We start from the raw sequence: 14613 nt of genomic DNA on the forward strand, positions 1-14613 counted from the left end.
AGTACTGCAACGACACTCGAGTGAGGCGGTGCTGGTAGCGCCTCTGCCGTGGATCGGCTCGGTGATCCCGATGCGGTGCTGGCCGCTACGGAGTCGGCGGAGGGCGGGTGTCGATGGCACGTAGCTGCTCGGGATCGACGGACCGCAGGACCGCGAGCGACGCTGTGACAGCCAGGTCACAGGCCGCGCCGATGTCGGCGCCCGCGAGGATAACGGCCCGGTAGGCCACGTCCAAGCTGATGCCGAGGAGCATCGTGGCGAGTGTGTCCGCGCCGGTGTTGATGGGTGTCCCCCGTTCGGCGTAGTTGGCGCGCAGTCGTTCGGCGATACGTGGTTCGAGGGCGGCAGACAACCGACGCCCAGGGTGGCCGTCGTCGTATCGGTTGTCGAGCAGGACACGGAATCCCTCGGGGTGGCGGCGCGCGTAATCGAAGAGCGATTCGATCGAGTATCGGGCCCGCTGGCCGTATCTCATCGTCTCGCCGTTGTCATAGATCTCGAACATCCAAGTGGTCAACGCGGCGAGCTCGCGCTCGATGACAGCGTCGATCAGTGCGTCGCGGGAGCCGAAATGGGCATAGAGCGTCACTCTGGAGGTATCGGCGCGCTGAGCGATACTGTCCATCGTGGCTCGGTCGACGCCGACCTCGGCGATCACCGCGCATGCCGCATCGAGGAGTCCGGTGTCGGTCGGGCGATTGCGGGTGCTGCGTCGTGCAGGCGCCTTGTCTCGTCGATCCGAGTGCCCGGTCTCGGTCAACCTTCCTCCTCGGTGCCTCGATGCAGTCCCAGTACTGTCTGTGACGGTGTCACTGTCGCTCGGGCACACCTGTCCGGTCACCCGAGGGCTCTTCGACACTACCGAAGTACGCCGCCTCGACCATATCTCGGCGACCACGAAGCTCGGTCGCGGAGCCCGACATGACGGATCTGCCGTGATGGAGCACGACCGCCGTATCGGCGATCGACAGTGCCAGTTCAATGTGTTGTTCGACCAGCACCACGGCCATGTGCTGGTCGTCGGCTATCTGACGCAGCCGCGGGAGCAGGCCCTCCACGGCGATCGGCGACAGGCCGAGGCTGAGTTCGTCGACGAGCAGGATCTTCGGTGCGCACAGCAGCGCTTTCGCCAGGGCGAGCATCTGTTGTTCGCCGCCGGAGAGTGTGCCGCACCGGCGGGAGCGCATCGACCGGAGAGCGGGGAAGTAGTCGAAGACGTCATCGACGGAGGGGCCGTGTTTGCGGCGGGCCAGGCGCAGGTTGTCGTCGACCGACAGGCGGTGGAACACGCCACGGCTGTCGGGAACCAGGATGATGCCACGGCGCGCGTTGGCTTCGACGCGTCGGTCCAGGGGTTCGCCGAGCGCGGTGATGGTGCCCGAGAGCGCGGGCAGTGCCCCGACCGACGCGAGCAGGGTGGTGGTCTTGCCTGCTCCGTTCGGACCCAAGAGCGCGAGAATCTCGCCCGCACGTACGTGGGCGTTCAGATCGCGAACGGCGGGCACGCCGCCGTATCCGACGGCGAGCCCTGCGATATTCAAGGCGGGCTTCACCTCGATCAGCGGCGTTTCCGACGTCGCCGATGTGGTCATTTGCTGTCTCCTGCAGGTCGGGCCGGTTGCGCAGCGCTGTCGTTGCCGTCGGGGCGGGTGGTGCCGAGATACGCGGCGATCACCCGCGGGTCTTCCCGGATTCGCGCGGGCTCTCCGGCGGCGATGACGGCACCGAAGTCCAGAACATACAGTCGCGCACAGGTGTCGAGGACCAGTGACATGTCGTGATCGATGAGTAGAACACCGATGCCGGCCGCCGCGATGCGCCGCAGATGCCGACCGAACTCTCGGCTTTCGTGGGTGTCGAGTCCCGCGGCGGGTTCGTCGAGGAGCACCACCTTCGAGCCGCCGACAAGCGCGCGCGCCACCCCGACGAGTTTCTGCTGGCCGAGGGCCAATTCGTCGGGACGCTGGGCCGCGACGCCGGGCACGCCCACCAATTCCAGGGCAGCGTCGATGGTCTCACTCGGCGGCACGGAACGTCCGACGATGTCGGCGAACAGCGTGCGCAGACCTGCCGGTTGGATCGCGACGGCGAGATTCTGCGCGACGGTGAGGTCGCCGAAAAGCTCACCCGCCTGCCAGGTCCGGGCCAATCCGGCACGGCGTCGTCGATGCGTGCCGAGTCGGTCGAGCACGATGCCATCGAGGGTGACGCTTCCGGTGTACTCGGTGAATCCGGTGACCGCGTCGACGAATGTGGTCTTCCCCGCCCCGTTGGGACCGATCAGACCCACGATTTCTCCGGCGTCGACGGCGATATCGATGTCGGTGTTGGCCACGACACCGCCGTAGCGAACCGACAATCCGTGGGTACGCAACAGGGGCTGCGCGTTATCGGACATGCGCTGCTGCCTTCTTTCCCGACTGCGCGGCGTTGTCGCCGGTCGTTTCATGGTTGCGTCGGCGTGGGATCGCCGCGGTGAGCCACTCGATCGCCGACGTCACCGCCCCCGCGACGCCGACCGGGTTGAGCACCGCCATCAGCAACAGCACGCTCGCGGCGATGACCTCGTAGTACTCGCCGAGGTCGAGAGTCTGGTTGAGGAATACGTAGCCGACTCCCAGCGGGCCGACGGTGCCGGCGATGAACGCGCCCGATACGGAGGTGATGCCACCGACGTAGGTCATCGCCAACAGCGTCAAGCCGATCATCACGGTGAACGAACCCGCCGAAAGCTGTCCTCTGCTGTAGCCGATCAGGCAACCACCGATGCCGGCGAGGAACGACGAGACCGCGAAGCCGAGCAATTTCGTTGCCGCGACGTCGATTCCTACCGATGCCGCTGCTCGCTCGTTGGAGCGCACCGCGAGCATCGCACGACCGGTGGCGCCCGCCATGATCCGCATCACCGCCAACGTGCAGATCGTGACGACCACCAGCACCATCAGCGCAAAGCGCAGGGTGACAAGGTTGGTGCCGTCGCGAACCCCCAGGTCGATCCCGAACAGGGTCGGGTCGGCGATGATGTTGCCCTGCGCGGGAGTCAGGGACGGGTTGTTGAACACGAAGCTCTGGATCGCCAGTGCGGCGGCCAGAGTCACCACCGCCAATTGGGCGCCACGGATGCGCAACGCGGGCACCGCGACCAGAATCCCCAACGCGGTAGCCGTCAAGGCGGCCGCGATGATGCCCAGCGGAAAGGGAACGTGCCATTCGGTCGACAGTTTCGACAACGCGAATCCCGCCGTGCCGGCGAAAGCCATACTCGCCAGCGAGATCTGACCGAGATATCCGGTCAGCAATACCAGCGACAACGCGATCAGCGACAGGATGATCGAGGTGACGACGCCGTAGCGCCACGTCCCGGTGGTCGCGACGATCGCGAGGACCGCGACTGTCAGAACCACCAGGGTCGGCGTGATCGCGACCCGGGGAATTCGCACGGCGGGCATCTTGACCGCCCCGAGCGAGCCACGAGCCGGAATCCGCCCGCCGAGCAGGAACAACGTGACGACGACGATGACGAAGGGCACAGCGTCGCCGAGCCCGGCTTGCGCCCAATTGGGCCACCAGTCCTTGGTGTCGACCCAGAGGATGACCGCCTGGAACGAACCCAACGTCAACCCCGCCGCACAGGCCACGCCGAACGACGACAGTCGTCCGACCAGCGCCGCCGCCAGCGCCGGGATCACATAGAACGTGTAGCTCGTCTCGTTCAACCCGATGGTGAACGCGGCGAGGACCCCGATCAGCCCGCACGCGGCGCCGGTCAGCGTCCACACGATCGCCGCGAGCCGATCGGGCGAATAGCCGGTCAAGCGCGCGGCGAGTTCGTCTTCCGAGCTCGCGCGAGTCGCGATGCCGGCGGTGGTGAGCGTGAAGTAGGCCCGCAGACCGACCGCGATCGTGATCGCGATCGCGGCCAGGATGAGGTCGGATACGTTGACCAGCGCACCGGCCACGGACACGGTGCTCTCCGGCAGGATCGGTGCCGCGAAAAGGTTCTCGGTGTCGAATCGCAGCCCCACCAATGCCTGGATGAACAACATCAGGCCGACCGAGGCGACCACCTGTGCCAACACCGGCGCCTGGCGCAGGGGTCGGAACACCACCAGATGCGCCAGCAATGCCCATACCGTCGCGGAGGCGACTCCTAGCGCGATCGCCGCCGCCATGGGAACCGGATGGTCTTCGCTGCCGAGCGCGATGCTGCCGAGCGGTAGGACGAACGTTCCGTCGGTCCGCAGTGCCGCCACGACGTAGACCGCCCACAGGGCGAACGCGCCCTGCGCGAAATTGATGATGCCGGTCGCGGCGTGCACTCCCACCAGCGACGAGGCCAAGACCGCGTACACCGCGCCGGTCGACAGACCTAAGAAGACGAACTGCAAGAACTGGCCCATGTGCCCTGTTTTCTGTGGATAGCCGAGACCGTGGTGGGCAGGCCGCCGAAAAGGCGAGCGGTCTGTCCACCACGGTCATCCATTCCGGTTACGCCGCACCCGGAATCAATTTGAGAACTTCGGGATTCGGCGTGATGAACCCGCCGGATACAGGTGCCGTCTTCTTGTCTCCGGTCACCTCGAACAGCAACATGTCCGTGGTGCAGTTGGGTGAGGTGGCCTTGCCGCAGTTCAATTTCGGACCGAGGAAGCTCTGATAATCGGCCAGCCCCTTGAGCGCGGTGAGGATGGCAGGCCCGGTGAACTCCGCCGGGGGCGCCGAGGTGAGCGCCCGAGCGAGATCGACGAAGGTGGCGAAGGTGCCGTACGCGTAGAACCCGGCCGTTCCGCCGGCGTTGTCGATGAATTGCTCGGCTGTCCTCAGATTCGATTTGGCCGGTTCGGGAGCCGAGTCGATGGCAGGCGGCAGCCACACCGGCGAATACGACTGAGCACCGACGGCCTGGGCCCCCAAAACGTCGACGAATTCCGTGCACGCGGCCAAGAACACTGTGCCCGAATACTTTACGGACTTCAGCGCTTGCGCCAGCTTGTTGCAGGTGTTGTCGTTGGGCGCGGTCATCAGACCGCCCGCCGCGGGGGAACCGTCCGCGATCGTGGACGCGAGTGCGGTGAAATTCGGTCCCGCGGGCGGATAGTACGCGCTCTTGACGTCGATTCCCAATTGTTGGCCCAATGGGGTGAGCAGGCTGTCGAACACCTGATGCGCCTGGGGCAGATCAGCGTTGACCAAGGTCAACGAGTCCTTTCCGGCCTGCTTGAGCGACTGGAGGAATCCGACCAGGAACGCCGCGGGCGGCGGACCGAAGAACACACGGTTCTCGGGCACGGCGCCGGTCGCGGTATTGAAGGGAATCTGACCGACCAGTGGAATTTCCGCGGAGGTCAGGATCGGCATGGCCGCGGCCGATTCGGCGTTGTAGCCGTCGACCGCCGCCACCACGCCTGCCTGTACGAACTGGTTGGCGCACGAGATCGTCGATTCCGGCGAAGTGTTGTCGATTCCGCAGTCGATGACCTCGATCGGTCGGCCGTTGATTCCGCCGATCTGGTTGTTGATGTACTCGATCGCCGCGTTTTTGCCCGTTGTCACGCCCGCCTGCGTCGCCGGGCCCTTCGAGGGATTGAACAAGCCGACCTTGATCGGGTCGCCGGTAGCCAAGACCCCCGGTGCGATCGAGGTCGTGCTGCCCGCTTCGGAACTGCTGTTGTCGCTGCACGAGACAACCGAGAACACACACGTGGCGGCCAACGCCGCTACGGCGATCCGGCCGGTTCTGATACCCATTCTGAATGCCTCTCCAGGCCGGTTGCGCTGGCGAATTCCGCCGGACAACCCGTCGATCTACATGTTCGACGCCTCATCGCACGCTCGGCGATTCCCGGCGACCCGATCGCGATTTGTGATCTGGGCCACTAGAAAATAACTCAGCCTTACACATGTGTCAAGCTGAATCCGGAACCTGATTGCCAGTGCAAACTGCCAGGTGAGGCGCTCGTCGCGGTCCAGGGCCGAGTGGTCCCGCCCGCGTGGCAGCGGATGATGGCCGAGCGTGCCGCGCCCGGTCGCGCCGGCGAAGGCTACGCGTCGGCGGGTTCCGGCGCGGCCGGGATTCTCGAGCGGTTTCCGACCATGCCACGCAGGATCACGAGCGCGAGGAACGCGGTCACGCCCACTCCGGTGAGAACGGCCAATGGCACGAGCGTGCGGGGACCGATGCCGCTGCGCGCCGCCTCGGCGAGGCCGGTGATCGCGTATCCGCTGGGGAGTAGCCGGCGCACAAGATCCCCGATCGCGCCGTAACCGCCGTCGATTCCACCCTCGAACGTCACCGCCGCACCGGTCACGAGCATCCATACCACCACGCCCCACCGATCCGGGCAGATCCGCAATACCGCGACGGCCGCCGCGGTGAGGGCCAGCGACACGAGTGCCGAGAAGGCGAAAGCCGCGTCGGCGCGTGGCACCGAGTCCAGGACCGTCTGCGCCACGGCGGCAGGCGCCACGGCGGCGGCGCAGAAGGCGAGTACGCGTGCGCGCTGATGGGCGCCTTCGACGAGGTGGGCGTACAGCAGTGCGATGAGCAGTGCGCCGACGAACATGAGTACTACCGCGCGGGCGACGACCGGGTCGGTGGCGCGGGTGGTCGGGTCGGCCACGCCTACCGAGGCGGCGGCATCCGCACCCGTCGGCAGGGCTTTGGAGGAGGCATCGATCGACACCACCAACTGGGAGGTGACCTGCTTGAATGTGGTCAGCAGCGTGCGGATTTCGACTTGCATGGCGGTGACCTGGTCGACAGTCGAATCGACGCCGGTGAGCAATTGTTCGCTCTGGCCCAGGATCGAACCGAGCCAGCGGAGCCGGTTGGCGGCGAGGGTGAGAACGTCGCTCACGCGGGTGCTGTCCTCGACGGTGACATCCAGCAGCCCGGACAGTCCGTCGAGCAGGTGTGGCACCGCGTCAGCGCCCAGACCGAGCACCTCGGCCCCGGTCGTCGCCGCGGTGTCGGATGCGCCACCGATCAGGTCGATCAGGCCGGTCAACTGGTCTGCCAATTGTCGCGCTTGCGGCATGCCGGAGGTTCGCAGGATCGCCGCCAGTGGTTCCAGTGCGGCCCGTGCCTGGGCGCGTGCCGCGGCGGATTCGCGGACGGCGTCGGCGACGATGTCGGCGTTCGCGCGCGCCGAGGTCGCGCCCGCTCGGATATCGCCCAGGGTCAGCTCCGAATCCCGCAGAGCTGTCGCCACGCGCGTCAGCAGGTCGACGGTCTGGTTCACGGTATCGGGCAGTTGGCGCAGGGCAGGCAGTATCGAGTCGACATCGGCCAGCAGCGGTCCCGCCTGTTCCTGGATGGTGTCCACCGATTCGAACGCCCGCGCCAGCATGTCGCCGGCCTGCCCGGCGGCGGCATCGACCAGGGCAGCGCTGAATTGGGCGGAGTTGAGGTTCTTTCGCGCCGCCGAGACGCCGACCAGTAGTTCCTGCACCCCGACCGTCGCCGCGGCGGCCGACACCGCCTGCACGAGGTTCGCGTAGGTACTCGCATCGAGGCCGCGACTGCCAGGCGTGATGGTCACCTGACGCTCGACGTCTCCTGCGCGCGCGCCCCAATCGGAGGGCACGACCACCGCGGCGGCCACGGCTCCGTCGGCGAGGTCGGGCCCGGCCGAATCCGGATGCTGTGTCCGCCATCGGAAGGCATTCGACGAGCCGAGCGCGGCAATCAGTTTCGCCGAGGCAGATCCTGCCGGCGGTTGCTGTGTGGACACGATCGCGATGGACGGGACTGCTCGCGGGCTCGGCGGCGCCACCGGGAAGAGAGCGGCGAAGACCGCCCCGGCGATGAGCGGAACGACGAGGACGAGCGCGGCGATCGCCCGGGTGGCCATCTCGGGGGCTCCCGGTGATTCGCTCAGCAGCCCGCCAGTGTGAGGGCCTGATCCTGGTCGACGTCGCCACCGGTGGCGATCTGACCGGATCCCTGGATGATCAGGCTGCACACGGTGGACTTCTCGATCTTCCAGGAGTCGTTGTCGTAGACGATCGGGACGGTCAACGGGACACCCGGCTGGTTGTTGACCGCCAATTTGCCCTCGGCGGACGCGGTGCCACAGTTGTCGACGATCTTGTCGACCTTCCAGGTCATTCCGAGATCGGTCAGGCTCGCGCTGTTACGCTGGCGCGCCTGCTCGATCGGCCCCGGATCGACGTCCTCCATGCCTTGAACCATCGCGAGCAACTCCGCGACCGGAGTGTTCGGGTCCACCGCCTTGCTCACCAGCGCATCGATATCCGCGGTGGAGGGCACCGCTGGGCAGTTCGCACCGGCCTTCGTGGTCGTTGTCGGCAGTGCCGCTTCGTCATCGCCGGAAGCGCAGGCGGTGAGGGTCGCCGCCGCGATGATCAAGATTCCCAGCGTGAGGGCGCGGACAGCGGAGCGGAAATTCATGGGGTGCCTTTCGAAGGGGTTCAGACGCACGAGGACTCGTCGGGTGTCGGTGGGGGAGTGCAGGGTTCGTCGCTGTGAATCCGTCCGTCGCGCAGCGTGATCACGCGGTCGGTGCGTCGCGCGGCCTGCTGGTCGTGGGTGACCATCACAACGGCGCGTTCGCGGGAGGTGTCATGGGCGATGTCGGCGAGCAGGGTCATGATGTCGGCGCCGGTGCGGGAATCGAGGTTGCCGGTGGGTTCGTCGGCCAGGACGAGCGGCGGATCCATCATCAGGGCGCGGGCGATGGCCACCCGCTGCATCTGACCGCCGGACAATTCGGCGGGACGGTGTTCGGCGCGGTCCGCCAGGCCGACCAGATGCAGCAACTCGGTGGCACGGCGGCGTGCATCGCGATGCGCTCCGGTGGCCAGCAGCCGCGGTACCGCGACGTTCTCCCACGCCGACATGGTGGGGAGGAGATTGAAGAACTGGAAGACGAATCCGACCTGACGCAAACGGAATTCGGACCGACGGTCGTCGGTCAGGTCGCTGATCTCCTGGCCGCGAAAGGCGATGGAGCCGGAGGTGGGTGAATCCAGTGCGCCGAGCAGATGCAGCAGAGTGCTCTTGCCCGCGCCGGACGGGCCGACGATGGAGACGAAACGGCCGGGCTCGATCGTCACGGCGACGCCGTCGAGTGCGCGTACGGTCTCCCCACCCAGTCGGTACTCGCGGACGACATCGGTCAAGGTCAACATGGTGCTTCCTTTCGGCTGATCGCGCGCGTCACTCACTCCAGATCGCGGCGACGATATTCATGCGTGCGGCCCGCGCGGCCGGCACGACGGAGCCGAGCAGGCAGATCAGCACACCGACGGCCGCGAAACCGAGAACGCTGGGCGCGACGGTGAATCGCACGGCGATACCCAGCGTTTCGACACTGACCAGCGTGGCGAGGTACTGCACCATGATGCCGAGCACCATGCCGAGGACACCGCCGACCACCCCGACGGAGAATGCCTCGACCAGGATGAACCGTGACACCAGACGTCGGGTCGCGCCCATCGCGCGCAGCACGCCGAGTTCGCGTCTGCGTTGCAGGACGGCCAAGGTGAACGTGTTCATGAGCGCGACCGTCGCTACCAGCGCGACCATCCACTGCAACCCGCTCGCGAGGACGCCCGCCTGCCGAATGTTGTGGGTGGCCGCGTTGTAGGATTCCTCGCCCGAATACACGTACACCGAATCCGGCGTCAGCTGCTCGATCGCCCTCATGACCTGCGATCGGTCGGCGTCGGCGGCGAGACCGACCGAGAGGTAGGTGGCGCCGGGGCGATCGAACCAGCCGCGTAGGTCCGCGATGCTCATGGCGATCGTTCCGGAGTCGATCGACAGGATGTCTATGATCCCGATGATCGTGGTCGATCGCGGGCCGGAGGGTGTGCCGATGCTGATCCGCGACCCCACCTCCCACCTCTCTCGACTGGCCATCTGACGCGAGACCGCGATGCCGGTCCCCGCGCGAACCTGGTGGAGCATGTCGGAATTCATCAGTGCCCCGGTGGTCCCGGAGTTGTCCGCGCCGAGACCTTCCACCGCCACCCGCTGTTCGCCGATGGTGACGTAGGCCCACTGCCCGGCACCGACCGTGCCGACGCCGGGCACCGCGCGGACGCGATCGGGGAGATCCTCGGGCAGCGTCGCGCCGGCGGGCAGTGCGCTGCTTGGCGAACTCGAGACGAAGACATCCGTAGCACGGAGGCCGACAAAGGAATCGGACCCGGAGTCGATGACATCGGCCAGCGCGCCGTGCACGCCGATGCCGAGGGCGACCGCGATGCCGGCGGTGACCGCGGTAGCCCAGGACCGGCGTGGTGTCCGTTCGATCGCCGCCGCGGCCAGCCTTCCCGGAACTCCGAAACGTCGCGCGACCGCCGAGGACCAGGTCGAGATCCGGGACATGCCCGCGACACCGAGCAGGATGCCACCGACGGTGTATACCGCCACGGACAGGAACACGACCGGTCCCCTGATCAGCACCGCCAGCGCGAAAGCGGTGGCCATCAAGCTCACCCCGGTCACGGCCGCGAGCACGGTCCAACGACTGCGCAGTGTTTCGGTGGCGGCCAACTCGGCGCTCTGCAAGGCCTCGAGTGGGGAGATGCGGTGCACCTGCCTGGCCGCGCCGACAGTCGCGGCCATCGAGGTGGCCACGCAGGCCAGAACCACGATCGGATAGGTGAGTAGCGGCACCGAGAAGACCAGTTGCGCGGAAACGGACTGCACCAGGAATGCCGGAACTTCCTGTATCGCTCTGCGACTGAGCAACCAGCCGAGCGGAATCCCGAGCGCCGCGGCGAACAGCCCGGTGACCATCGACTCGAGAACCAGGTCAGCCACGACCGTCGAGCGCCTCGCCCCCATCGCGCGCAGGGTGGCCACCTTCTGGCGTCGCTGCATCACGAGCATGGCCATCGAGTTGTAGACCAGGAACGCCGCGACGACAAGGGAGATCGCGGCCACCAGCAGGGTGGAGTCGCGGCTGATCGCCACCGCGTTCTCGGCCTGGGTACTACGGATGTCGGTGTCGGAGACTACGGCTCGGTTGTCCACCGCGCGGACGATCTCGGTCCGCAAGGCGACCAGATCGGTATCCGGTTCTGTCGCGACGGCGACGGTATCGATGCGGTTCTTGTGGTCGGTGAGCTGCTGTGCCAGCGGTAGCGGCGCCACGATGAACCTGCCGCCGTTCACTCTGGCACTGTCGGCTTCCTCGGCGACGATGGCGACGGTCACGGTGTGCTCGCCGATCCGCAGCCGCTCACCCTGCGCGACACCGAGTCCAGCGCCCGCGACTACGCCGTCACGGAGCCTCAGCAGCGGCGAATTCGGGCCTAGTCCGGTCTCGGCCAGTTGGCCCAGGTCGGAGCCGAGTCCCAGGATGCTCACGTCGACCCCGAGGATCGTGACCGGTGTGCCGTCGATCTCGCGCTGCTGCTGCACGATCGGCGCCGCGACGCTCACGCCGGGCAGTGCCGCGATGCGCGGTACGACTGCCGCGTCGAAACCGGTGTCGGTGTAGCCGCTCACCACGATGCGTGCATCACCGGCGATGCTGTCGGTCAGCTGTCGCGCCGAGTTGGTCAGTGATCCGTAGGTCGCTATCACCGCGACGAGCAGCGCCGCCGAGACCGCGATGACCAGAACCACCGCCGCCGAACGGCCGGGCCCGGCGGCGATCTCGCGCAGGGTCAGGACCCGGAATCGGTTGATACCCGATCTGATCACTGACGATCACGCTCCCCTGTGGGACCGAGCTCGGTGACGATCGCCCGCCCAGCACCATCGAAAATGGTAGCACCCAGGTCATTCGCTCGCGGCTGCCGCAAATACACCTCTGCGACACAATCTCTGAGGCGCACCGCGATGCGTCCCATCGCGACGGTGGCGATCGATTCCAGCCTGGCAGCCAACGCCCGCTCGGCGGTTCCCTCCGGCTCCGGATAGCCGACGACGAGGTCGACCGCGGTGTCGGTATCGGTTTCGGCGGCGAACCTGAACTCGATGCGCAGTTCTCGCCCGCTCGTGGACCGCATCACGATCAGCTGGTTCTCGATCCACTCGTCGCACCGCAGCGGGATACGACGCTTCATCGGCCCGAACGAGATCTGCATCTGCCACAGCGATTCCGGGCCCCGGTCCGGCCCGCCGGTGTGGGTGAAGGCGGAGACGCCGATCACCCACACCGGCAGTCGTTCGGCGTCATCGACGAAGGCGAATGTGATCGGCAGGGGAGCCGCGCACAGACAGCGTTGTACGTACTCGCCCATCGGTCAGTCCAGACTTGCCAGGATGAAATCTTTGTCCACCAGCAGATCCGGGCACAGCAGGTCGAGTTCGGTGAGCCCCGTGACGTCGTAGTCGCGGCTGATGGTGGCCCAGTTGACGTAGGCCCCGAAGTCGTCGAACAGCCCGAAGTCCTGCATCATCGTGCGCTCCTGCTCGGAGAAGACCTCCATACCCTGTTCGGCCAGATACAACGGGATTCCGAAGTACTCGGAGAACGCGTCGGTGATCGTGGTCAGCGCGACATCGACGTGGTTGACGATGTGGTAGAACGACAGCGCTTCCGGCGGCCGACGACGCACGATCTCGAGCATCGCGAAGGCCGCGTGGTCCACCGGAATCAGGTTGGTCTTGCTCTCCGTGGTCACCAGGGGAATCGGCACCGGCTCACCGGTTTCGCCCATCACCATCTGGAATACTTCGAACAGCGACTTTCCGGCCCTCGCTGCCGTCTGTAGTGGATGCATCGGACAGCCCGGGTACTGCGGCGAGCGCGCGATCAACCCGCTGGGACGGAAGATCACCGCGGGCCGCTCGGTGTTCCTCGACCAGTCGCAGACGATTCGTTCGGCCTCGAACTTGGATCTTTCGTAGACGGAGTTGAATTCGGCCGGTTCCGCGTGCACCTCCTGCTCCAGGATGACGCCACGCTGCTGGGAGCCGACGACGGAGACGGTGCTGGTGTGGCACAACAGAGGTCGGCGTTCGCCAGCGGTGGCCAGTGCCGTCACGCTCTCTGCACCGCCGACATTGATACGAAACACCTGCTGGTCGTCGCGAAAGGAGGTGCTACCGCCGCAGTGCCAGATGATGTCGACCGAGTCGGCCAGTTTCCGGAATACCTTCTCCGACAGTCCCATTCTGGGTTGTTCCAGATCGATGTCGACCACCCGCAACCCGCGCAGCAAGCGCGTGCGTTCGTCCTCGGCGATGCCGGAGTGGAGCAGGAATTCCGCTATCCGGTCGGCCGCCGGGCGCTGTCCGCGGCGCCCCAGCGCGATCACCTGCTCGTCGCGCTCGAGCAGCAGATGGACCAGTCGTAGTCCCAGGAACCCGGTGCCGCCGGTGACCGCGGCGGTCATCGGGTCACCGCCGATTCGGGTCGGGTCAGCATCACATGATTGGCTCCGGTCCACCCCAGGTGGCACCCGGCCGAGCCGGTGGCGAGGAACAGCTGCCAGGCGCGCGTCTTCTCGATGCCGACTGTCCGCACTGCCGCGTCCCAGTTGGCCTCGAGGTTGCCCAGCCACGCGTCGTAGGTCGGGGCGTAGTGCTCGCGCAGGCTCTCCACCTCGACCACCTCGAGTCCCGCCCGTTCGAACGACACCACGGATTCACCGAGTGAACGCAGGTTCAACTCGGGAAAGATGTAGCGGCGCAGGAAGGGCGAATCCCGGTACTTGCGACCGGTTTCGGAGACGCACACGTCGTGGCTGAGCGCCCGGCCACCGGGTTTGAGCAGATCGTGCAGCATCTGCGCGTAGCGGCGCTGCTGCTTCCTGTTCAGATGCTGGCTGACCGCGATGCCGGCGATGGCATCGAATTGTCCGTCGGTCACGTCGACGGCATTGCCGAGCCGGATCGAGATGCGATCACCCAGCCCTGCGTACTCGACGCGGCGACGGGTGTACTCGGCCTCGTCACAGGACAGGGTCACGCCCACCGACTTCGTGCCGTACTGCTCGGCCGCGTGGACGAGCAGGCTGCCCCACCCGCAGCCGATATCGAGCAGGGTGGTGCCGGGGCCCAATCGCAGCTTGCGACAGATCTGGTCGAGCTTGGCGGCCTGTGCCGCCTCCAGATCCTTCGGCTGGTCGGGATCGGGCCAGTACGCGCTCGAATAGACCATGGACGGGCCGAGGATCAGCCGGTAGAAGTCGTCACCGAGGTCGTAGTGGTGCCGCACCGCCTGCGCGCCGCTGCGGAGCCGCCAGCGCGCCAGCTCCACCGCCGGGTGTGGCAGCGGACGCCACGCCGATCCGGTTCGCAGGGCCCACGTCGTGAGCGACAGCACACCGCGGACGCGGACCGGCAGATCCCGCCAGAGGCCCTGGGCCCAATCGGCGTCGTCGGCGGTGAGCGCTCCGGCTTGCAGGAATTCCGTCACCGACCCTTCCACCTGCAGCTCACCGGTCACGAAGGCGCGGGCGAGGCCGAGGTCGTCGGGTCGCAGGATCATTCGTCGCAGGGCGTTCGGTGAACCGAGTAGCGCCGTGGGCGCATCCGGGCGGCCTGCCCGACTGCCGTCCCACAGGCGCAACCCGAACCTGGCCCGTGTGCCGGTGAGACTTTCGAATCCGTCCAGCAGGATCGAGGCCGATCCACGCGAACCATCGCTGTCCGGGGGCGCTGTGCTCGGAACCATAGGTGTT

Annotated in this window: 12 protein-coding genes; all 12 read right to left on the reverse strand. The window is 66.7% G+C overall.

The genetic code is table 11. From position 1 onward, the window contains the following. Positions 1-85: 85 nt before the first annotated feature. Positions 86-760 carry a TetR/AcrR family transcriptional regulator gene (locus BOX37_RS13560; RefSeq protein WP_071927956.1) on the reverse strand — a complete coding sequence of 225 codons (675 nt, stop codon included), beginning with the start codon at positions 758-760 and terminating at the stop codon, positions 86-88. Positions 761-809: 49 nt separating this feature from the next. Then, the gene (locus BOX37_RS13565; protein WP_071927957.1) at positions 810-1592 is read right to left on the reverse strand and encodes an ABC transporter ATP-binding protein; all 783 of its coding nucleotides are present in this window, start codon (positions 1590-1592) and stop codon (positions 810-812) included. After that, positions 1589-2398 carry an ABC transporter ATP-binding protein gene (locus BOX37_RS13570; protein WP_071927958.1) on the reverse strand — a complete coding sequence of 270 codons (810 nt, stop codon included), beginning with the start codon at positions 2396-2398 and terminating at the stop codon, positions 1589-1591. Before BOX37_RS13570 ends, BOX37_RS13565 begins: the two co-directional genes overlap by 4 nt. Further along, positions 2388-4400 carry an ABC transporter permease gene (locus BOX37_RS13575; RefSeq protein ID WP_071927959.1) on the reverse strand — a complete coding sequence of 671 codons (2013 nt, stop codon included), beginning with the start codon at positions 4398-4400 and terminating at the stop codon, positions 2388-2390. The genes BOX37_RS13570 and BOX37_RS13575 overlap by 11 nt, the downstream gene beginning before the upstream one ends. Before the next feature lie 88 nt (positions 4401-4488). Next, positions 4489-5748 (reverse strand): ABC transporter substrate-binding protein, encoded by a 1260-nt coding sequence (locus BOX37_RS13580; RefSeq protein ID WP_206045824.1) that lies wholly within the window; start codon positions 5746-5748, stop codon positions 4489-4491. A gap of 293 nt (positions 5749-6041) precedes the next feature. Next, a complete protein-coding gene (locus BOX37_RS13585) occupies positions 6042-7853 on the reverse strand; it encodes a hypothetical protein (RefSeq protein ID WP_071927960.1) in 1812 nt (603 codons plus the stop codon). Between the two features lie 23 nt (positions 7854-7876). Beyond that, positions 7877-8413: an MTB12 C-terminal domain-containing protein gene (locus BOX37_RS13590; protein WP_071927961.1), complete on the reverse strand. Its 537-nt coding sequence runs from the start codon at positions 8411-8413 to the stop codon at positions 7877-7879. A gap of 20 nt (positions 8414-8433) precedes the next feature. Then, the gene (locus BOX37_RS13595; protein WP_071931474.1) at positions 8434-9153 is read right to left on the reverse strand and encodes an ABC transporter ATP-binding protein; all 720 of its coding nucleotides are present in this window, start codon (positions 9151-9153) and stop codon (positions 8434-8436) included. A 28-nt stretch (positions 9154-9181) separates the two neighbouring features. Beyond that, positions 9182-11683 carry an ABC transporter permease gene (locus tag BOX37_RS13600; protein WP_071927962.1) on the reverse strand — a complete coding sequence of 834 codons (2502 nt, stop codon included), beginning with the start codon at positions 11681-11683 and terminating at the stop codon, positions 9182-9184. Further along, complete coding sequence (locus BOX37_RS13605; RefSeq protein WP_071927963.1) at positions 11680-12225, reverse strand: SRPBCC family protein; 546 nt, start codon at positions 12223-12225, stop codon at positions 11680-11682. The genes BOX37_RS13600 and BOX37_RS13605 overlap by 4 nt, the downstream gene beginning before the upstream one ends. Positions 12226-12228: 3 nt before the next feature. Continuing rightward, positions 12229-13323, reverse strand: a complete 1095-nt coding sequence (locus BOX37_RS13610) for an SDR family oxidoreductase (RefSeq protein ID WP_071927964.1) — start codon at positions 13321-13323, stop codon at positions 12229-12231. Beyond that, the gene (locus tag BOX37_RS13615; RefSeq protein WP_071927965.1) at positions 13320-14606 is read right to left on the reverse strand and encodes an SAM-dependent methyltransferase; all 1287 of its coding nucleotides are present in this window, start codon (positions 14604-14606) and stop codon (positions 13320-13322) included. Before BOX37_RS13615 ends, BOX37_RS13610 begins: the two co-directional genes overlap by 4 nt. Positions 14607-14613 lie beyond the last annotated feature (7 nt).

This window comes from Nocardia mangyaensis (genome assembly GCF_001886715.1).
Classification (GTDB): domain Bacteria; phylum Actinomycetota; class Actinomycetes; order Mycobacteriales; family Mycobacteriaceae; genus Nocardia; species Nocardia mangyaensis.